We start from the raw sequence: 18523 nt of genomic DNA on the forward strand, positions 1-18523 counted from the left end.
GTGGAATGAACCAATTCCATCTAGCGGCTTGTCTACTGATCCGCCCGCCATGCCCGCACCCAAAACCTTCCTTCTTGGCATACCCGCAAATGTCCTTGTCTGATGGTTCCTCAAACGCCGTTCAAAATCAAAGTAGGTGGTGAACGTTTATTGTTTCTACCGCGGCGACCGGCGTTTGCTGCACCGCCGAAACTCGGTTGTGAAAGTTCGATGCAGTTTTTCGCGGCGTACGCCCCTTGTCACCCTTGCAATGACTTCACCCCTATTTCGTCCTCCGCCTGCGCCTTGATTGCGAGGGCGGCGGCGTAGGCGCCGGCGGCGGTGGTGAAATAGGGGATCTTGTCATAGAGCGCGATGGAGCGGATGGATTTGCTGTCCTCGACCGCCTGGCTGCCTTCGGTGGTGTTCATCACCAGATGGATTTCGCCGTCCTTCATCATGTCGGTGATGTCGGGGCGGCCCTCGTAGACCTTGTTGACCACTGTGCAGGCGTGGCCGTGTTCGGTGAACCAGGCGGCGGTGCCGCGTGTGGCGACGATGCTAAAACCCTGGGCCAGAAGGATTCCGGCGGCCTTCAGCATATCGGGCGTCTTGTCCGCGTCCTTGATCGAGATGAAGGCGCAGCCGTTGCGCGGCAACGGGTTGCCCGCGCCCATCTGCGCCTTGAGGAAGGCGCGGGGGAAGTCGCGGTCCCAGCCCATGACTTCGCCGGTGGAGCGCATTTCGGGGCCGAGGATGGTATCGACGCCCGGAAAGCGGGCGAAGGGCAGCACGGCCTCCTTGACCGAGAACCACGGCATGTTGGGATCTGCCAGCGTCATCGGATCGCCCAGCGGCAGCGTGTCATCATAGGCGGCGGAGGCATCGTAGGGCGCGCGCAGCGGGAAGTTCGACAGCGGCTCACCGGCCATGATGCGCGCGGCGATGCTTGCGATGGCTGAATCCGTGGCCTTGGCGACGAACGGCACGGTCCGCGAAGCGCGGGGGTTGACCTCGATCAGGTAAATGTCGCCGTCCTTGATGGCGAACTGGATGTTCATCAGGCCAACGACGTTGAGCGCCTTTGCCAGCGCCTTGGTCTGGGTCTCGACCTCGGCGATGATGTCGCGCGGGAGCGAGTAGGGCGGCAGGGAGCAGGCGCTGTCGCCGGAGTGCACGCCGGCCTCTTCGATGTGCTGCATGATGCCCGCGACGTGGACCTGCGTGCCGTCCGACAGGGCGTCTACGTCAAGTTCCACCGCGCCGGACAGATAGCTGTCGAGCAGCACGGGGCTGTCACCGGAGACGACGACGGCCTGGGTGATGTAGCGCTCAAGGTTGGCCTGATCGCGCACGATCTCCATCGCGCGGCCGCCGAGGACATACGAGGGGCGGATGACGAGCGGGAAGCCGATCTGCTTTGCGATCTCGAAGGCTTCGGCGTCGGAATGGGCGATGCCGTTGTGCGGCTGTTTGAGGCCGAGGCCCTGCACAAGCTGCTGAAAGCGTTCGCGGTCTTCGGCAAGGTCGATCATGTCGGGCGTGGTGCCGAGGATCGGGATGCCTTCGTCGTGCAGGGCCTGCGCGATTTTCAGCGGCGTCTGGCCGCCGAACTGTACAATGACGCCGTGCAAGGTGCCGTTTTCGCGCTCGACGCGGAGGATTTCCATGACGTGTTCGAACGTCAGCGGCTCGAAATACAGCCGGTCGGAAGTGTCGTAGTCGGTCGAGACGGTTTCGGGGTTGCAGTTGACCATGATCGTCTCATAGCCCGCATCCGTCAGCGCGTAGCAGGCGTGGCAGCAGCAGTAATCGAACTCGATGCCCTGGCCGATCCGGTTGGGGCCGCCGCCGAGGATGACGACTTTCTGGCGGTCGGTGGGGCGGGCTTCGCATTCCGCATCGCCCATCATCGGCGCCTCGTAGGTGGAGTACATGTAGGGGGTCTGTGCCTCGAATTCGGCGGCGCAGGTGTCGATGCGTTTGAACACGGCCTTGACACCGAGGCGCAGGCGCGCGGCGCGGACCTGTTTTTCTGTCTGACTGGTGAGCGTCGCGAGGCGGGCATCGGTGAAGCCCATCATCTTGAGGTGGCGCAGGGCATCTGCCTCGTCGGGCAAACCGTCGGCCCGCACGCCTTCCTCGGCGTCGACGATTTCGCGGATCCGGGCGAGGAACCACGGATCGAACATGGTAACCGCGTGGATGTCGTCATTCGACATGCCGTGGCGCATCGCCTGTGCGATGGTGCGCATCCGGTCGGGGGTTGTCTTGGAGATCGCCTTGGTGATCGCGGCGGTGTCGGGCGCGCCGGGAATGTCGATTTCGTCGAACCCGGTCAGGCCGGATTCCATCGAGGCAAGCGCCTTTTGCAGCGATTCGTGAATGGTGCGGCCAATGGCCATCGCCTCACCCACGGATTTCATCGCGGTGGTCAGGTAAGGCTCGGCGCCGGGGAATTTCTCGAACGCGAATTTGGGGATCTTCGTCACAACGTAGTCGATCGTCGGCTCAAAGCTGGCGGGGGTCACGCCGGTGATGTCGTTGTCCAGCTCGTCGAGCGTGAAACCCACGGCGAGTTTCGCGGCGATCTTGGCGATCGGAAAGCCCGTCGCCTTGGACGCCAGCGCGGAGGAGCGCGACACGCGCGGGTTCATTTCGATCACGACCATGCGGCCATCGGCGGGGTTCACCGCCCATTGCACGTTGGAGCCGCCGGTTTCCACCCCGATTTCGCGCAGCACCGCGATGGAGTGGTTGCGCATGATCTGGTATTCCTTGTCAGTCAGCGTCAACGCCGGGGCCACGGTGATGCTGTCGCCGGTGTGCACGCCCATCGGGTCGACGTTTTCAATGGCGCACACGATGATGGCATTGTCTGCGGTGTCGCGCACGACCTCCATCTCGAATTCTTTCCAGCCGATCAGCGACTCGTCGATCAGGATCTGGCCCATCGGCGACGCGTCCATGCCCGAGCGGCAGTAAAATTCGAAGTCCTCGCGGTTGTAGGCGACGCCGCCGCCGGTCCCGCCCATGGTAAAGGCGGGGCGGATGATCGCGGGCAGGCCAATGTCTTCGAGACTTTCGAGTGCGAGCTTGACGCCTGCCGCCAGATCTTTCTTGCCAGTCGCGTCATGGGGCGCGGTGCAGATCGTGGCACGCGGGTTTTCGATGCCCAGACGGTCCATCGCGTCGCGAAAGAGCTTGCGGTCCTCTGCCATCTCGATGGCTTCACGCTTGGCGCCGATCATCTCGACGCCGAATTTCGCCAGCACGCCCATTTCCTCAAGCGCAAGCGAGGTGTTCAGGCCGGTCTGTCCGCCCATCGTGGGCAACAGCGCGTCGGGGCGTTCTTTTTCGATGATCTTGGCGACGATTTCAGGGGTGATCGGTTCGATATAGGTGGCGTCGGCGAGGCCGGGGTCGGTCATGATGGTGGCGGGGTTGGAGTTCACGAGGATGACCCGGTAGCCTTCCTCTTTGAGCGCCTTGCAGGCTTGCGCGCCGGAGTAGTCGAACTCGCAGGCCTGTCCAATGACGATGGGGCCCGCACCAATGATCATGATCGACTTGATGTCGGTTCTCTTTGGCATGGCTCAGGCCCCCTATGTTCTGGCAAGTTGTCATGCTCTTGGCATGCAGCAAATTGTCGTGGGTTATAGGGGTTGGGCGGTGGGGTGCAAGGTGGAATCACCGGTGTATCGGGCGGGATGGTGCGCTGCCTGTCGGGGTGCGCGTTTGTGCGATCGAAATACGCGGGCGACGGTGCGATGTGTGCGAGGATATGGAGGGCAGGGTTGCGCCTATTTTGATGACTGCCGCGTCTGGCACGAATATTGTCCAACACAGATGAGGCGAAAACGTTCAATGGACTGCCTGGGTTTCGATCTGTGTTTCTCGCAGCGGTGGACCGGCTCGTTTTTTACTTGTTCAAAATAGGCGCGTCTGAGGAAACGCTCTTCTTTGCGTTTATGCAGAACAGAGTCTTGAAAGATAACAATGAGCAGGAACCATAATGCTAATCAAAGTTGGCGATGATCGCACATCAAACATTGATCTGGTTCTCGCAGGCCTTTTGTCTTTGGTAGCCGGGGCGCTGAACGCCGTCGGATTCTTGATCGCAGGATCGTTTACTGCGAACATGACGGGTAATATTTCGGCCTTCGCTGACAACCTCGCAAATGGCGCTGTCGTTGTATCGTTGTCGTTCATGGGGCTGGTCGCAGCCTTTGTCTGCGGTGCAGGTATCGCGGCCCTTGCAATACAAGCCGGAGAGAAAAGGAACCTTCGGTCGATCTACGCCCTCGCAATAAGCGCCGAGGCCGTCATGCTTATGCTACTGGGTATGGCGCTTATTTCCTTACTCTCCCATTCTCATGAGACACTTTTGGTAATTGCCCTCAGCTTTGTCATGGGGCTTCAAAACGCGGTTACTACGATGATTTCACGGGCGCGGGTGAGAACGACCCATGTGTCGGGAATGGCAACTGACATCGGAATCGGACTGGCGGCTCTGGTTGGCGACGCAAAGTCGCGTCAAGACGCCTTGCCAAAGCTGAAACTACATAGCTTGACACTCGCCAGCTTTGCCATTGGCGGCGTTTGCGGGGCGCTATTGTTTCATCTTGCCGGGAACTGGCTGTTTGTGATCTCCGCTAGTGTGTTGCTGCTTATTGCCGTGCCCGAAGCCTTCCGTGCGCATCGTCTATAGATTCACTTTCCGGCTTCCGGAAACTACCGTTTGTTGAACAGGTTGCCGATGCGGACCTTGATGCATTCGAAACAAGGGTCTGCAAAGTCCGCTGAGCGGACATCGGCATTAATTGGCAATCGAACGCGTTTTGAATCAATCATGGATGACGCCCGAAGGGCGTTCGATAGCCCGCTCAGGCGTCCAGGTAGGCCCGCACCGCCGCCTCGAATTCGCGGGGTTTGTCGGCGTGGAGCCAGTGGCCGGCGCCGGGGAGTTTCGCGAAGCGGGCGGCGGGGAAGAGGGATTTGATATGGTCGCGGTGTTCGCGGCGGACGTAGTCGCTGTCTGCGCCGGCGAGAAAGAGGGTGGGTTTGTCGAAGCTGCCCGAGACCTGCGGGAAGCCGATGATCTTGTCCATCTCGGCCTCGAGCACGTCGAGGTTGAGGCGCCAGCGTTTTTCGGCCACGTCCAGCGATTGGGTGAAAAAGCTCTGCAAGGCAGGTTCGACCCCTTGCGCGCCAAGCTGTTCTGCGGCCTCAGACCGGCGGGTGATCGCTCTCAGGTCCACGGCGCGCATGGCGGCGATGTGCTGCGATTGGCTGTGGCTGTAGGGGACCGGCGCGATGTCGGCGACGATCAGGCGGCGCAGCAGATCGGGGCGTTGCAGGGCCAGTACCATTGCAGCCTTCCCACCCATCGAATGACCGCACAGGTCGACGGGCGCGCCGATGTGTTCGATCAGCTCGACCAGATCGCATGCCATGTCTTCATAGCTGTGGCCGGGCAGGTGGGGGCTGTGCCCGTGGTTGCGCATGTCGGGGGTGATCACGTGGCGGGTGTCGGCGAGCCGCTTGGCGATGACGCCCCAGTTGCGGCCCGACCCATAGAGGCCGTGGACGATGATCAGGGCGGGGCGGTCTGGGGTCGCGGCCCCGTATTCGGAATAGTCGAGCATGCCACTGGCCTAGCGCCATTGCAGCGCCAAGGCCAGAGGCTTACACAGGCCAGCATGATCACGGATCGGGACATGGTGCAGAAGTCACGGGTGCTGCGCGGATTATTGCGTGCAAAGCTGGGCGTGCGCAGTGCGACGTTGGCGCAGGGGCTGCGCCGTGCGGGCCGGCGGCTGCCGCGCGGCGTCCGGGCGCAGGGGGCGGAACTGGTGCGCGCCGAGATGTTGGCGAAGAACCCCAAAACCGCGCGGCAGATTGATCCGGTGGCGGTTGCGCGGGCATTCGAGACGGTAAAGGCGCATCTTCAAGCGATAGATGTGGTTGAAGAGCGCAAGGGTCGTGCGATTGGGGTCGCGGGGGCGCTGGCGGCGAACCTCATCGCGGTGGCGGTGCTGTTCATCGTTTGGCTGTGGTGGCGCGGCTACGTCTGAGCGGTGTATTGTGCGTCAGTGACGTGTTCCATCCAGGTGACGGCGCTGCCGTCGAGGGCTTCTTGCAGGGCGATGTGGGTCATCGCGCAGTCGGGGGCGGCACCGTGCCAGTGTTTTTCACCCGGCTCAAACCAGACCGTATCGCCGGGGCGCAGGATCTCGACCGGGCCGCCCTCGCGTTGCGCGCGGCCCAGTCCGGCGGTGACGATCAGGGTCTGGCCCAGCGGATGCGTGTGCCACGCTGTGCGCGCGCCCGGCTCGAACGTAACCGTCGCGCCGCGCAGGCGGGCGGGGTCGGGTGCTGTGATCAGCGGGTCCATCCGGACGGTGCCGGTAAAATACTCGGCGGGTCCGGTGCCGGACGGGCGGCTGCCTGCGGCGTGAATGATCATTGCGACTCCTGCTTTGATGTGCCGCGTTTGCGGGCGATGGCCCAGCCGAGATTGGGATGGATGGCGAAGTGATCGTAGCCCATGTCGGGCAGCACGTCTTCCCACAGGATGCGGATTGGCTTGGCTGTCTTTTCGTCGTCGCTGTAATGGCTCAGTTTCTGCGGAGATTTTTGCAGCGCGGGGGATGTGGCGATGGACCAGTCGAGATCGTCGAGCACGAGGATGCCGCCGGGGCGCAGCAGCCGGTCGACCAGAAACACACCGAGCGCGGAGACGTCCCACGTGTGGCCGCCATCAAGATAGCACAGATCCACAACCGGGCGCGGACGGGCGCGCAGCATTTTTTGCAGCTCCCACGTGTAGGAGCGGTGCGCGAAGATCGGTGTGACCCGGTGCGAGAGCCCCAAGTCCGACAGGATGCCATTGATGTTGGGCGATCTGTCGCGGGCCGAGCCGAGATCGACGGTGGTCAGATGCCCGTCGCCGCGCTCTTCCAGAACGGAAGCGATATAGGCGCTGCTCTTGCCGTGGAAGAAACCAAGTTCAAGGATGTTGCGCGCGTTGTTGTTGAGGATCAGTTCACGCAGGCGGTTCGCCTGGGTGCGTTTCATGTAGGGTAGATCGCCATACGCGGCATCGACGCGGTCGAGAAGTGCGGTCACGGGACAGCCCCTTTGCTGAAAAATGCCCGACCCGTTTGGGGGCCGGGCAGAAGTGTTACAGGTTGGGATAGATCGGAAAGCGGGCGCACATCGCTTCGACTTCGGCCTTTACCTTTTCCTCGACGGCGGCGTTGCCGTCTTCACCGTTTGCCGCAAGACCGTCGACGACCTCGACGATCCAGTCCGCGATCTGGCGGAATTCATCCTCGCCAAAACCGCGTGTGGTACCGGCGGGGGAGCCGAGGCGGATGCCGGAGGTAACGGTCGGCTTTTCGGGATCGAACGGCACGCCGTTCTTGTTACAGGTGATGTGGGCGCGTTCCAGCGCCTTTTCGGTCGCGTTGCCCTTGACGCCCTTGGGGCGCAGATCGACCAGCAGGACATGGGTGTCGGTGCCGTGAGTGACCGTGTCGAGACCGCCTTTGATCAGCTGATCGCTGAGGGCCTGCGCGTTCTTGATGACCTGTTTGATGTAGCTTTTGAACGAGGGGTCGAGCGCCTCGCCGAAGGCCACGGCCTTGGCCGCGATGACATGCATCAGCGGGCCACCCTGAATGCCCGGGAAGATGGCCGAGTTGAACTTTTTCGCCAGCGCTTCGTCGTTTGTCAGGATCATGCCGCCGCGCGGACCGCGCAGGGTCTTGTGCGTCGTAGTGGTCGCCACATGGACGTGCGGGAAGGGGTTGGGGTATTCGCCCGCGACGATGAGCCCGGCAAAGTGGGCAACGTCCGCCAGCAGATAGGCGCCGACGCTGTCGGCAATTTCGCGCATACGTGCAAAATCGAGAGTGCGCGGGATGGCCGAGCCGCCGGCAATGATCATCTTGGGCTGGTGTTCGGTCGCGAGGCGCTGCACCTCGTCATAGTCGATCAGGTTGTCCTGTTTGCGCACGCCGTACTGGATCGCGTTGAACCATTTTCCGGACTGGTTCGGCTTGGCCCCGTGGGTGAGGTGACCGCCTGCGTCAAGGCTCATCCCCAGAATGGTGTCGCCGGGTTGCAGGAGCGCCTGGAACACGCCCTGGTTCGCCTGCGAGCCGGAATTGGGCTGCACGTTGGCGAAGTCGCAGCCGAACAGCTTGCAGGCGCGTTCAATCGCGAGGTCCTCGGCGATGTCGACGTATTGGCAGCCGCCGTAGTAGCGCCGGCCCGGATAACCTTCGGCGTATTTGTTGGTCATGATGCCGCCCTGCGCCTCCATGACGGCGGCGGACACGATGTTTTCGGAGGCGATCAGTTCGATCTCGGTGCGCTGGCGTTGCAGTTCCTTGCCGGTCGCGTCGGCGATGGCGGGATCGGTGTCGGCCAATGAGCGGGTGAAGAAATCGGAAGTCTTGGTCAACATGCGTGGGGCTCCTTGAGCTGGTTGTCCTGTCTGGTCGTTTCCTATCGGAAACCGTGCTGGGGGTGAAGGTATCAAAATCCTGCGCCAACAGATAGGCTGTCTTGGCGCGGCCAACACCCTTTGTTCGGGGGCGACGTAGATTTGGCGGGGTCGCGCTGGCGCGCACCGGAATAATGTGTTTGTTTCGGTGGAAACACACGCGTATCGGAAACACCATGCCACAGAAAATCGCCTTTTTGGCCAGCCGGACGCCAGTGGCACAGACGGCACGCGCGGCGCTGATCGGGCGCTACGGCAACGTGCCGCCCGAAGACGCGGATGTGATCGTGGCGCTGGGCGGGGACGGTTTCATGCTACAAACGCTGCACGAGACACAGAACCTGCCCGCGCCGGTGTACGGAATGAACCGGGGTACCATCGGATTTTTGATGAACACCTACGCCGAGAGCGATCTGCGCGCGCGGCTGGACGCGGCGGAAGAGGCGGTGATCCACCCGTTGTCCATGCATGCGACGCATACGGACGGGCGGCAATCGCGGGCGCTGGCGCTCAATGAGGTGGCGCTGTTGCGCGAGGGGCCGCAGGCGGCGAAACTGCAGATCACGGTGGACGGACGGCTGCGGATGCAAGAGCTGGTCTGCGACGGGGCGCTGGTGGCGACGCCGGCGGGGTCGACGGCATACAATTATTCGGCGCATGGTCCGATCCTGCCCATCGGTGCCGATGTTCTGGCGTTGACGGCGATGGCGGCGTTTCGGCCGCGACGCTGGCGCGGGGCGCTGTTGCCCAGTACGGCGGTGGTCCGGTTGGACGTTCTGGAACCCGAAAAGCGTCCGGTGATGGCGGACGCGGATGGCACCAGCTACCGCGATGTGGCGCGGGTGGAGATCCGGTCTGAGCCGAGCATCGTGCACAAGATCCTGTTTGATCCGGGGCACGGGTTGGAGGAGCGTCTGATTTCGGAGCAGTTCAATTAAGCGTGCTTGAGGCCTTTTTTGCGGACGGACGGTGGAACCTTTGGCGGAGCGACACGTTGTGTAGATGAAGCGGCGCGGGTGACGCGCCGAGACAAAGACAATGAGGAGATCCACGATGAACTGGGATAAAATCGAAGGCAACTGGAAGCAATTCAAAGGCTCCGCACAAGCCAAGTGGGGCGAGCTGACGGATGACGAAGTCGACGAAGCTGCGGGCAACCGCGAGAAGCTGGTCGGCAAGATCCAAGAGAAATACGGCGTTGCGAAGGACGAAGCGGAACGTCAGGTAGACGATTTTGCAGCGAGCCACTGATCGCTGACGTTAACGAGTACGAAGGCGGCCCCAGTGGCCGCCTTTTTCATGAGGTGTCTATATATAGTGCGGTGAACTTCGATTTGAATACGATATGGCCAAGTCTGACGTCTGCTATCATGAGCAAGCCAAAAACCTCCAAAAGCTATTTGGGTTTTGAACGGGGTTTGTGGAAGCCTCAATCAGGTTGGTTCGCCTGTGTTCCAAAAAAGGACGGTTTGTTGAGTAACCTACTAACCAGACTGGTAATTCAGCCAAATTTAATTGGTCAGGCCATGCCCTGCGATAGGATGCTTTGTTATGTTTTTTGACAATGAACTGCTCGATACTATTTTGCGTGGCTTACTATTATCATCCATAGCACTATGCTGGATCATAATAGTTGTACGATTTGTTGGTCTTCGAACGTTCTCAAAAATGACTTCGTTCGATTTTGTCGTGACACTTGCAACTGCATCTTTGCTAGCCGGCGCCAGTCAGTCATCAACTTGGCCGGCTTTCTTTCAAGCTATCATCGCTATGACTGCACTACTTAGCGTACAGTATGTAGTGGCCCGCCTGCGTCAGCAGTCGGACCAGTTTGAACAAGTCATACAAAATTGTCCGGTCATGTTGATGCGCGATGGTGCGATTTTACACGATGCTCTCGAAGCAACGCGTGTTGCTGAAGATGATCTTATTGCCAAGCTTCGGGAAGCAAATATTCTTGATTTAGCTGAGGTACGCGCAGTGGTTTTGGAGACCACAGGTGATGTATCTGTTCTTCATGGCCAGAACCTACAGGATGTGATTTTGAAAGGTGTCCGCCGCCTCTAGCTTTATAAACTCCATCGCTATTTAGTGATGCATGAATAACTTTGCCTCTCAAAAACGACCGTTTTCTGAACGGTTCACCGAACCGAACATTGATGTGATTACTGCGAAGGTCGGCTTCTTCCGCGAAGCGGGCGAACGCAGTAGACGGACACCCCCCTCATTTGTTGCGTGACCACGGATCCGGCGGCCCGACGCCGGCCTAACCCTTGGCGTAGCCGATCGTCTGCAGGGCTTCCTTGATCTCGTCCAGGATCGCCGGATCGTCGATGGTGGCGGGAAGCTTGAATTCCTCGTTGTCGGCAAGTTTGACCATCGTCGCGCGCAGGATCTTGCCCGAGCGTGTCTTGGGCAGGCGGTCGACCACAAGCGTCAGCTTGAACGCCGCGACCGGGCCGATCTGGTCGCGCACCCGTGCGACACATTCCGCCGCGATGTCCGCATGCGGGCGGTTCACACCCTTCGTCAGGCAGACAAAGCCGACGGGTGCCTGTCCTTTGAGAGGATCGTTGACGCCGACGACGGCACATTCCGCCACATCCGGATGCCCGGCAAGCACTTCTTCCATCGCGCCGGTGGACAGACGGTGGCCGGCCACGTTGATCACATCATCGGTGCGCGCCATGATGTAGAGATATCCGTCTTCGTCGATCAAGCCCGCATCACCGGTCTCGTAGTAGCCGGGAAAGGTAGTGAGATAGCCCTTGCGGAAGCGGTCCTCGGCATTCCAGAGCGTCGGCAGGGTGCCGGGGGGCAGGGGCAGTTTGATCGCAATGGCACCCAGCGTGCCGCGGGAGACTTCGTGGCCCGCCTCGTCGAGGATGTGGACGTCGTAGCCGGGCATCGGAACAGTGGGCGAGCCGACCTTGACCGGCAACGCTTCGAGACCTGCGGGGTTGCCTACGATGGTATAGCCGGTTTCGGTTTGCCACCAATGATCGTACACCGGCTTGCCCAGCACATCCTGCGCCCAGATGATGGTATCGGGATCGGCGCGTTCGCCTGCGAGATACAGCGCGCGCAGGCACGACAGGTCGTATTTCGCGGCTTCGAGGCCTTTGGGATCCTCGCGCTTGACCGCGCGGATGGCGGTGGGGGCGGTGAAGAAGCTGCGCACGTTATGCTCGGAGATCACACGCCAGAAGGTGCCGGCATCGGGGGTTCCGACCGGCTTGCCCTCGAACACCACCGTGGTGTTGCCGTGGATCAGGGGCCCGTAGGCAATGTAGCTGTGACCGACGACCCAGCCCACATCGGAGGCGGCCCAGAACACATCGCCGGGATCGACGTTGTAGACGTTCTTCATCGTCCAGTTCAGCGCGACGAGATGTCCGGCAGTGTGACGCACCACACCTTTGGGCGCACCGGTGGTGCCGGAGGTGTAGAGGATATAGGCCGGATGGTTGCCCGCGACCGGAACACAGTCGGCCGGGGTGCCGGCGGCCATCGCGGCGTGCCATTCCACATCGCGCCCCTCGATCAGGTCACAGGGCGCTTGCGCGCGTTGCAGGATGATGCAGGCGTCGGGCTTGTGCGCGGCCATTTCTATGGCACCGTCAAGCAGGGGTTTATAGTGGACGACCCGGTTCGGTTCCATCCCGCAAGACGCGGCAATGATGGCCTTGGGCGTGCAGTCGTCGATGCGCACGGCGAGCTCGTGCGCGGCAAAGCCGCCGAACACGACGGAGTGGACGGCACCGATGCGCGCGCAGGCCAGCATCGCCTCGACCGCTTCGGGTACCATCGGCATGTAGATGATGACGCGGTCGCCCGTCTCGACGCCCTGCGCCACCAGCGCACCGGCAAGGCGCGACACGCGGGTTTGCAGTTCGGCGAATGTGATTTCTTGCTTGGTGCCGGTGATCGGGCTGTCGTGGATGATCGCGACCTGATCGGCGCGGCCTTGTTCGACGTGCCGGTCGACGGCGTTGTAACAGCCGTTGACACGGGCATCGGCGTACCATTCGTAAAGGTCCTGGCCCCTGTCGAAGAGGGCCTGCGTCGGCGGCTCGACCCAATCGATCGCCTTGGCCTGTTCAAGCCAGAACGCTTCTGGATCCGCTTTCGCGGCGTTATAAACCTCTGTATAGCCCATCTTCTTATCCTCCTTGACGTGCCTTGGGTATGCTCTTGAGGCCCCCTCTGGCAAGATGTGATGCGCCGTGCGCCTTGGTTTATGTAAAGAAATCTTCAGATGCGCGGGGGCATGTGCGGGTGTCGGGCACAACGGATCGAGGATGTCGGGAATCGCATAGTGTGTCGAAAACGGATGCGACGGGACTGCGAGGAACGCCTATTGATCGGGTCAGGTACGGACATTGTGTCACGCACCCAGGACCTCGAAAGGGTATCGCATGGGCGACAAGCGCGCCAACAAGGAAAAACTGGCCAAGCGAAAGACGAAAGTCTCGCTGGCTCCTGCACCTGTCGCGGCGCCCGTCGGCGTGAAGGTTCCGACTGTCGCCGCAATGGTCGCCCGCAAGAAATAGGCAGACCGGCGGGGGGCAACGACCCCCGCCGAAGCCGCGCAGGGTTCAGCCGTATTCGGCCACCGGCGTGCCGGCAATCGCCGCCATGTTGAGCAGACCGCGCGCCGTGATCGAGGGTGACACGACGTGCGCACGGTTGCCCATCCCCATGAGGATCGGCCCCACTTCGAGCCCGCCGCCCTTCATCTTGAGTATGTTGCGCACGCCGGATGCGGCATCGGCGTGGGCGAACACCAGCACATTCGCCGGACCTTTCATACGGTTGCCCGGAAACAACCGCTCGCGCAGGTCGGGATCGAGGGCGGTGTCGATGTTCATTTCGCCTTCGTAGCAGAAGTCGGGATGCCCGTCGTCGAGGATGCGGATCGCCCGACGCAGGCGGCTGCCGGAGCCTTCGCCCTGATTGCCGAACTGCGACTGCGAGCACAGGGCGACATTGGGGGTGATGCCAAAGCGGCGTACATGGCGGGCGGCCCCGATGGCGATTTCGGCAAGCTGTTCGGGGCTGGGATGCTGGTGCACCTGCGTGTCGGCGATGAACAACGGGCCATCTTCGAGAATCATCATCGACAGTGCGCCATGCGCGCGGTGTCCGTCGCGACCCAGCACCTGTTCGATATAGTTGAGATGCCAGCGGGTTTCACCGAAGGTGCCGCAGATCATGCTGTCGGCTTCGCCGCGTTGCACCATGACGGCGCCGATGGCCGTGGTGTTGGTGCGCATGATCGCGCGGGCAATGTCGGGCGACACCCCGCGCCGCGCCATCAGGCCGTGGTAAGTTTCCCAGTAGTCGCGGTAGCGCGGATCGTTCTCAGGGTTGACCAGATCGACATCCTCGCCCAGCCGGATCGTAAGGCCCGCCCGTTCGATGCGCCGTTCGATGACGTCGGGGCGCCCGATCAGGATCGGCTTTTCCACCGTCTCTTCCAGCATCGCCTGCGCGGCGCGCATCACGCGCTCGTCTTCGCCCTCGGCAAAGACGATGCGGCGGGGCGTCTGACGCGCGGCATGAAACACCGGGCGCATCAGCAGCGCGGATTTGAAGACCGATCCGTCGAGCGCGGTCTTGTAGGCTTCGATATCGGCGATGGGGCGCGTCGCCACGCCGGTTTCCATTGCCGCCCTGGCCACGGCGGAAGAGACGACACCGACGAGGCGCGGATCGAACGGTTTAGGGATCAGGTAGTCCATTCCGAAGGTAAGCTGTTCGCCCTGATAGGCGGCGGCGGCCTCGGCGCTGGTGGTGGCGCGCGCAAGGGCCGCGATGCCTTCGATGCAGGCGATTTTCATCTCGTCGTTGATCGTTGTCGCGCCAACGTCGAGCGCGCCGCGAAAGATGAACGGAAAGCACAGCACGTTGTTGACCTGGTTGGGGAAGTCCGACCGACCCGTGGCGATGATCGCGTCGGGGCTGATGGCGCGCACCAGATCCGGCATGATTTCGGGATTGGGATTGGCCAGCGCAAAGACGATCGGCTGCGGGGCCATCCGCGCGACCATTTCCGGCTTGAGCACGTTCGGCCCCGACAGGCCGAGAAACAGGTCCGCCCCGTCGATCACATCGTCGAGAGTGCGCAAGTCGGAGGCCTGGGCGTACTCGCTCTTGATCGGGTTCATGTCCTCGGTGCGGCCTTCGTAGACGAGGCCGTGAATGTCACAGAGCCAGACGTTTTCACGCTTTACCCCGAGTTTCAGCAGCATGTTCAGACAAGCGATGCCCGCAGCACCGCCGCCGGTCGAGACGATCTTGATGTCCTCGAACGCCTTGCCCGCGATTCGCAGCGCGTTGGTGGCGGCGGCGCCGACGACGATGGCGGTGCCGTGCTGGTCATCGTGAAAAACGGGGATGTTCATCCGCTCGCGGCAGATGCGTTCGACGGTAAAGCAATCGGGGGCTTTGATGTCTTCGAGGTTGATCGCGCCGAACGACGGCTCCATCGCGCAGACGATGTCGGCGAGTTTTTCGGGGTCGGGCTGGTCTAGCTCGATGTCGAAACAATCTATGCCGGCGAATTTCTTGAACAGGACGGCCTTGCCCTCCATCACCGGTTTGGACGCGAGCGCCCCGATGTTGCCAAGGCCCAGCACCGCCGTGCCGTTGGTGACGACGGCGACCAGATTGGCACGGGCGGTATAGAGCGCCGCCGTGCCGGGATCGTGCTGGATTTCAAGGCAGGCTTCGGCCACGCCGGGGCTGTAGGCGCGCGCCAGATCGCGGCCGTTGGCGAGCGGTTTGGTCGCCCGGATCTCCAGCTTTCCGGGTTTCGGAAGCGCGTGGTAATCAAGGGCGGCTTGGCGGAGGCTGGCGGCGTCGGACATGATGATTGGTGCCTTTGGTTCAGGATAGTTTAGCGGTAAATCATTTTGTCAGGTTGGGATAGGGGCGCGGCGGCTGCCAGCGCTGCCGCCGCGATTCTTTCCCCGGCGTCGTGTCCCGGCGCGGCATCATCATTGTAGCAATTCAAGGCGCATTCGGGGGTTTTATTTGCTGCCGTGATGTTGCGTTTGGCGTGGCGCTGTCGCAGCTTGGACGCAAAGAAGACAGAGGAGCGAACCGGATATGGGCAATGATCTGAAACAGGCGGCAATCGCCGTGCGCGAGAATGCCTATGCGCCTTATTCAGGCTTCAAGGTGGGCGCGGCGCTGCGCGGGGTGTCGGGCGCGGTTTACTGCGGATGCAATGTAGAAAACGTGGCCTATCCCGAAGGCACCTGTGCCGAGGCAGGGGCGATTGCGGCGATGGTCGCGGCCGGAGAGACCTCGTTCAGCGAAGTTTATGTCGTGGCCGGATCGCCGCTGCCGGTGACGCCCTGCGGCGGGTGCCGCCAAAAGCTGGCGGAGTTCGGCGCGGGCGACGTGCGCGTGACGATGGCGACGACCGGCGGCACGGAGGAGGTGCGCAGCATCGCCGACCTGCTGCCCGGCGCGTTCGATCCCTCGTTTCTGGGGGCATGATGGACGCGCGCGGAATACTGGGCAAGCTGCGTCACGACGTGGCGCTTTCAGCAGATGAGTTGACATGGGTCGCGGGCGCGCTGGCGGACGGGCGGCTGAGTGCGGCGCAGGCGGGGGCGTTTGCGATGGGCGTGTGCCGCAACGGTCTGAACGAGGCGGGGCGCGTGGCGTTGACGCGGGCGATGTGCGCATCGGGCCATGTGCTGTCGTGGACTCTGGACAAGCCGGTGCTCGACAAGCACTCGACCGGGGGGGTCGGGGATTGTGTGAGCCTCGTTCTCGCGCCTGCACTGGCAGTTTGCGGGGCCTATGTGCCGATGATTTCGGGGCGGGGTCTGGGCCACACGGGCGGCACGCTGGACAAGCTGGAGGCGATACCGGGCGTCACTGTCATGCTGGACGAGGCGCGTTTGCGCGAGGTGGTGCAACGGGTCGGCTGTGCCATCGTCGGCGCCACGGGCGACATCGCACCGGCGGACCGGCGGCTTTATGCGGTGCGCGACGTGACGTCGACGGTGGATTCGCTGGATCTGATAACGGCCTCGATCCTGTCGAAAAAGCTGGCGGCGGGGCTGGACGGGCTGGTTCTGGATGTAAAGGTCGGCTCTGGCGCATTCATGAAGGACATCGGGGCGGCGCGCGCGCTGGCGCAGGCGCTGGTGGGTACGGCGAATGCCGCCGGCTGCCCGACGCAGGCGGTCATCAGCGACATGAGCCAGCCCCTGGTCCCGAGCCTTGGCAATGCCCTGGAAGTGGCTGAGGTAATGCGCGTTCTGACCGGCGAGCAGACCGGCGGAATCGTCGATCTGTGTGGTGCTCTGGGCGGTGGCTTGCTGGCGCGGGCGGGGCTGGCGGATGATGCGGACGCGGGCGCGCGGCAGATCGTTGGTGCGATCGCGGACGGGCGCGCGGCGGAGCGGTTCGGCGCGATGATCGCGGCCCTTGGCGGGCCGTTGCGGTTTGCCGAGGACTGGCAGCGATTCCTGCCCAAGGCGACGGTGGTGCGCGAAGTCGCGGCTGTGAGCGGCGGGACAGTGCAGGCCATCGACGGCGAGGCGTTGGGCAATGCCGTGGTCGACCTGGGCGGCGGGCGCGTGGTCGAGAGTGATCCGGTCGATCCGGCGGTGGGTCTGGCGCGGGTTGTGCGGGTCGGGGCGCGCGTGGAAAAGGGCCAGCCGCTGGCGGTGATCCACGCCGCGCGGCCCGCGCAGGCCGACCGCGCGGCGCAGGCGGTGCGCGACGCGATCACACTGGGTGCCGGCGATGTGGCGGTGCCCGAGTTGATCCTTGAAAGGGTGGGCTGATGGGGCGTGCGTTTCTTGTGGTGATGGATTCTGTTGGCATCGGCGGTGCGCCGGACGCTGACAGCTATTACAACGGTGCGGTGCCCGATACCGGGGCCAACACCCTTGGCCACATCGCGCAGGCTTGCGCACAGGGGCGCGCGGAGGAAGGGCGCAGCGGAAATATCAACCTGCCGACGCTGTCGGGTCTGGGGGTGGGACATGCCATCCGGGCGGCCAGCGGGCTGGAAATCGCAGCCCTCGATGCGCCTTTGCGGGGGACATGGGGCCACGCCACGGAGGTTTCGCGCGGCAAGGACACGCCCTCGGGGCATTGGGAGCTGGCGGGGCTGCCGGTGCCGTGGGAGTGGCATTACTTCGAGCGGACCACCAATTCGTTCGACGCGGATCTGGTCGCCGCCGTCGCGCAGGCGGCGGGCACGGAGGGTATTTTGGGCAATTGCCACGCGTCGGGGACCAACATCATCGAAGAGCTGGGCGCCGCACACATGCGCACGGGCCAACCGATCTGCTATACGTCCATCGACAGTGTTTTCCAGATCGCGGCGCATGAAGAGGTGTTCGGGCTGGACCGGTTGCTGAAGCTATGTGCCGAGATCGCGCCGATGCTGCACGAAATGCGGGTGGGCCGGGTGATTGCGCGGCCTTTCGTCGGCGATGCCGAGACCGGCTTTGTGCGGACACCGAACCGCCGGGACTTCGCGATCACGCCGCCCGGTCCGGTGCTGAGCAATTGGGTGCAGGACGCGGGACGGGCGACATTCGCGGTTGGAAAGATCGGTGATATTTTCTCGGTGCAGGGGTTTGACGAGGTGCGCAAGGGACCGGATGCGGCATTGATGCAGCATCTGGCCGATCTGGTCGCGGAGGCGCCGGATGGCAGTCTGACCTTCGCCAATTTCGTAGAGTTCGACAGCCTGTATGGCCACCGGCGCGATGTGTCGGGCTACGCCCGCGCGCTGGAATGGTTCGATGCGGAGATCGGCAAGATCATCGCGGCGCTGCGGATCGGTGATATTCTGGTGCTGACGGCGGACCACGGCAATGATCCGACATGGATCGGGACGGACCACACCCGCGAACGTGTGCCGGTTCTGGTGGCAGGACGCGGTGCCGGTACGCTGGGCGGAATCGGATTTTCGGATGTGGCGGCTTTCGTCGCCGCGCATCTGGGGGTAGAGGTTCCGGCGAAGGCCTGACGGACCAAAGCATAGAG

16 protein-coding genes are annotated in these 18523 nt (G+C 62.6%); 9 read left to right on the plus strand and 7 right to left on the minus strand.

Annotation, left to right across the window (positions count from 1 at the left end; all coding sequences use genetic code 11):
- Nucleotides 1-239 precede the first annotated feature (239 nt).
- The gene (carB, locus tag Q1A06_RS12245) at nt 240-3572 is read right to left on the minus strand and encodes a carbamoyl-phosphate synthase large subunit (protein WP_299563780.1); all 3333 of its coding nucleotides are present in this window, start codon (nt 3570-3572) and stop codon (nt 240-242) included.
- Nucleotides 3573-3994: 422 nt separating this feature from the next.
- On the opposite strand from carB, the gene Q1A06_RS12250 reads away from it, so the two are divergent.
- On the plus strand, nt 3995-4690 hold the full coding sequence (locus Q1A06_RS12250) for a YoaK family protein (RefSeq protein ID WP_299563783.1): 696 nt from the start codon (nt 3995-3997) through the stop codon (nt 4688-4690).
- A gap of 175 nt (nt 4691-4865) precedes the next feature.
- On the opposite strand, the gene Q1A06_RS12255 is transcribed toward Q1A06_RS12250, so the two are convergent.
- Nucleotides 4866-5627, minus strand: coding sequence for an alpha/beta fold hydrolase (locus Q1A06_RS12255; protein ID WP_299563786.1), 762 nt, complete (start codon nt 5625-5627; stop codon nt 4866-4868).
- A 54-nt stretch (nt 5628-5681) separates the two neighbouring features.
- Here Q1A06_RS12255 and Q1A06_RS12260 point away from each other — a divergent pair, with 54 nt between their 5' ends.
- Complete coding sequence (locus Q1A06_RS12260) at nt 5682-6056, plus strand: hypothetical protein (RefSeq protein WP_299563788.1); 375 nt, start codon at nt 5682-5684, stop codon at nt 6054-6056.
- On the opposite strand, the gene Q1A06_RS12265 is transcribed toward Q1A06_RS12260, so the two are convergent.
- The 3 genes from Q1A06_RS12265 to glyA are packed head-to-tail and all read right to left on the minus strand — an operon-like array spanning nt 6047 to nt 8455.
- A complete protein-coding gene (locus Q1A06_RS12265) occupies nt 6047-6448 on the minus strand; it encodes a cupin domain-containing protein (protein ID WP_299563791.1) in 402 nt (133 codons plus the stop codon). The genes Q1A06_RS12260 and Q1A06_RS12265 overlap by 10 nt on opposite strands.
- Nucleotides 6445-7110 carry a class I SAM-dependent methyltransferase gene (locus tag Q1A06_RS12270; RefSeq protein ID WP_299563794.1) on the minus strand — a complete coding sequence of 222 codons (666 nt, stop codon included), beginning with the start codon at nt 7108-7110 and terminating at the stop codon, nt 6445-6447. The genes Q1A06_RS12265 and Q1A06_RS12270 overlap by 4 nt, the downstream gene beginning before the upstream one ends.
- A gap of 55 nt (nt 7111-7165) precedes the next feature.
- Entirely contained in the window at nt 7166-8455 is a 1290-nt protein-coding gene (gene glyA / locus Q1A06_RS12275) for a serine hydroxymethyltransferase (RefSeq protein ID WP_299563797.1), read from the minus strand.
- A gap of 215 nt (nt 8456-8670) precedes the next feature.
- Between glyA and Q1A06_RS12280 the strand changes: the two genes are divergently transcribed.
- From Q1A06_RS12280 to Q1A06_RS12290, 3 genes are all read left to right on the plus strand, one after another.
- Nucleotides 8671-9432 (plus strand): NAD kinase, encoded by a 762-nt coding sequence (locus tag Q1A06_RS12280; RefSeq protein ID WP_299563800.1) that lies wholly within the window; start codon nt 8671-8673, stop codon nt 9430-9432.
- A gap of 115 nt (nt 9433-9547) precedes the next feature.
- Nucleotides 9548-9745: a CsbD family protein gene (locus tag Q1A06_RS12285; RefSeq protein ID WP_299563803.1), complete on the plus strand. Its 198-nt coding sequence runs from the start codon at nt 9548-9550 to the stop codon at nt 9743-9745.
- 300 nt (nt 9746-10045) lie between these two features.
- Entirely contained in the window at nt 10046-10561 is a 516-nt protein-coding gene (locus Q1A06_RS12290) for a YetF domain-containing protein (RefSeq protein WP_299563806.1), read from the plus strand.
- Nucleotides 10562-10760: 199 nt separating this feature from the next.
- Here the strand turns inward: Q1A06_RS12290 and Q1A06_RS12295 are convergent, their stop codons facing one another.
- Nucleotides 10761-12653 (minus strand): propionyl-CoA synthetase, encoded by a 1893-nt coding sequence (locus tag Q1A06_RS12295; RefSeq protein WP_299563809.1) that lies wholly within the window; start codon nt 12651-12653, stop codon nt 10761-10763.
- Nucleotides 12654-12912: 259 nt separating this feature from the next.
- On the opposite strand from Q1A06_RS12295, the gene Q1A06_RS12300 reads away from it, so the two are divergent.
- Nucleotides 12913-13047: a hypothetical protein gene (locus Q1A06_RS12300; protein ID WP_299563812.1), complete on the plus strand. Its 135-nt coding sequence runs from the start codon at nt 12913-12915 to the stop codon at nt 13045-13047.
- A gap of 45 nt (nt 13048-13092) precedes the next feature.
- On the opposite strand, the gene Q1A06_RS12305 is transcribed toward Q1A06_RS12300, so the two are convergent.
- On the minus strand, nt 13093-15366 hold the full coding sequence (locus Q1A06_RS12305; RefSeq protein WP_299563815.1) for an NADP-dependent malic enzyme: 2274 nt from the start codon (nt 15364-15366) through the stop codon (nt 13093-13095).
- A 241-nt stretch (nt 15367-15607) separates the two neighbouring features.
- Between Q1A06_RS12305 and Q1A06_RS12310 the strand changes: the two genes are divergently transcribed.
- Genes Q1A06_RS12310 through Q1A06_RS12320 form a run of 3 tightly spaced genes read left to right on the plus strand, consistent with a single transcriptional unit; the run spans nt 15608 to nt 18506 of the window.
- Nucleotides 15608-16003, plus strand: a complete 396-nt coding sequence (locus Q1A06_RS12310; protein WP_366523520.1) for a cytidine deaminase — start codon at nt 15608-15610, stop codon at nt 16001-16003.
- The gene (locus Q1A06_RS12315; protein WP_299564262.1) at nt 16003-17307 is read left to right on the plus strand and encodes a thymidine phosphorylase; all 1305 of its coding nucleotides are present in this window, start codon (nt 16003-16005) and stop codon (nt 17305-17307) included. The genes Q1A06_RS12310 and Q1A06_RS12315 overlap by 1 nt, the downstream gene beginning before the upstream one ends.
- On the plus strand, nt 17307-18506 hold the full coding sequence (locus Q1A06_RS12320) for a phosphopentomutase (protein WP_299563818.1): 1200 nt from the start codon (nt 17307-17309) through the stop codon (nt 18504-18506). The genes Q1A06_RS12315 and Q1A06_RS12320 overlap by 1 nt, the downstream gene beginning before the upstream one ends.
- The last annotated feature ends 17 nt before the right edge of the window (nt 18507-18523 follow it).

This window comes from uncultured Sulfitobacter sp. (assembly GCF_947497275.1).
Lineage (GTDB): Bacteria > Pseudomonadota > Alphaproteobacteria > Rhodobacterales > Rhodobacteraceae > Sulfitobacter.

Coding starts and splice junctions, on each gene's coding strand:
- carB (WP_299563780.1), bottom strand. CDS start 3,572: ATGCCAAAGAGAACCGACATCAAGTCGATCATGATCATTGGTGCGGGC.
- Q1A06_RS12250 (WP_299563783.1), top strand. CDS start 3,995: ATGCTAATCAAAGTTGGCGATGATCGCACATCAAACATTGATCTGGTT.
- Q1A06_RS12255 (WP_299563786.1), bottom strand. CDS start 5,627: ATGCTCGACTATTCCGAATACGGGGCCGCGACCCCAGACCGCCCCGCC.
- Q1A06_RS12260 (WP_299563788.1), top strand. CDS start 5,682: ATGATCACGGATCGGGACATGGTGCAGAAGTCACGGGTGCTGCGCGGA.
- Q1A06_RS12265 (WP_299563791.1), bottom strand. CDS start 6,448: ATGATCATTCACGCCGCAGGCAGCCGCCCGTCCGGCACCGGACCCGCC.
- glyA (WP_299563797.1), bottom strand. CDS start 8,455: ATGTTGACCAAGACTTCCGATTTCTTCACCCGCTCATTGGCCGACACC.
- Q1A06_RS12280 (WP_299563800.1), top strand. CDS start 8,671: ATGCCACAGAAAATCGCCTTTTTGGCCAGCCGGACGCCAGTGGCACAG.
- Q1A06_RS12285 (WP_299563803.1), top strand. CDS start 9,548: ATGAACTGGGATAAAATCGAAGGCAACTGGAAGCAATTCAAAGGCTCC.
- Q1A06_RS12290 (WP_299563806.1), top strand. CDS start 10,046: ATGTTTTTTGACAATGAACTGCTCGATACTATTTTGCGTGGCTTACTA.
- Q1A06_RS12295 (WP_299563809.1), bottom strand. CDS start 12,653: ATGGGCTATACAGAGGTTTATAACGCCGCGAAAGCGGATCCAGAAGCG.
- Q1A06_RS12300 (WP_299563812.1), top strand. CDS start 12,913: ATGGGCGACAAGCGCGCCAACAAGGAAAAACTGGCCAAGCGAAAGACG.
- Q1A06_RS12305 (WP_299563815.1), bottom strand. CDS start 15,366: ATGTCCGACGCCGCCAGCCTCCGCCAAGCCGCCCTTGATTACCACGCG.
- Q1A06_RS12310 (WP_366523520.1), top strand. CDS start 15,608: ATGGGCAATGATCTGAAACAGGCGGCAATCGCCGTGCGCGAGAATGCC.
- Q1A06_RS12315 (WP_299564262.1), top strand. CDS start 16,003: ATGGACGCGCGCGGAATACTGGGCAAGCTGCGTCACGACGTGGCGCTT.
- Q1A06_RS12320 (WP_299563818.1), top strand. CDS start 17,307: ATGGGGCGTGCGTTTCTTGTGGTGATGGATTCTGTTGGCATCGGCGGT.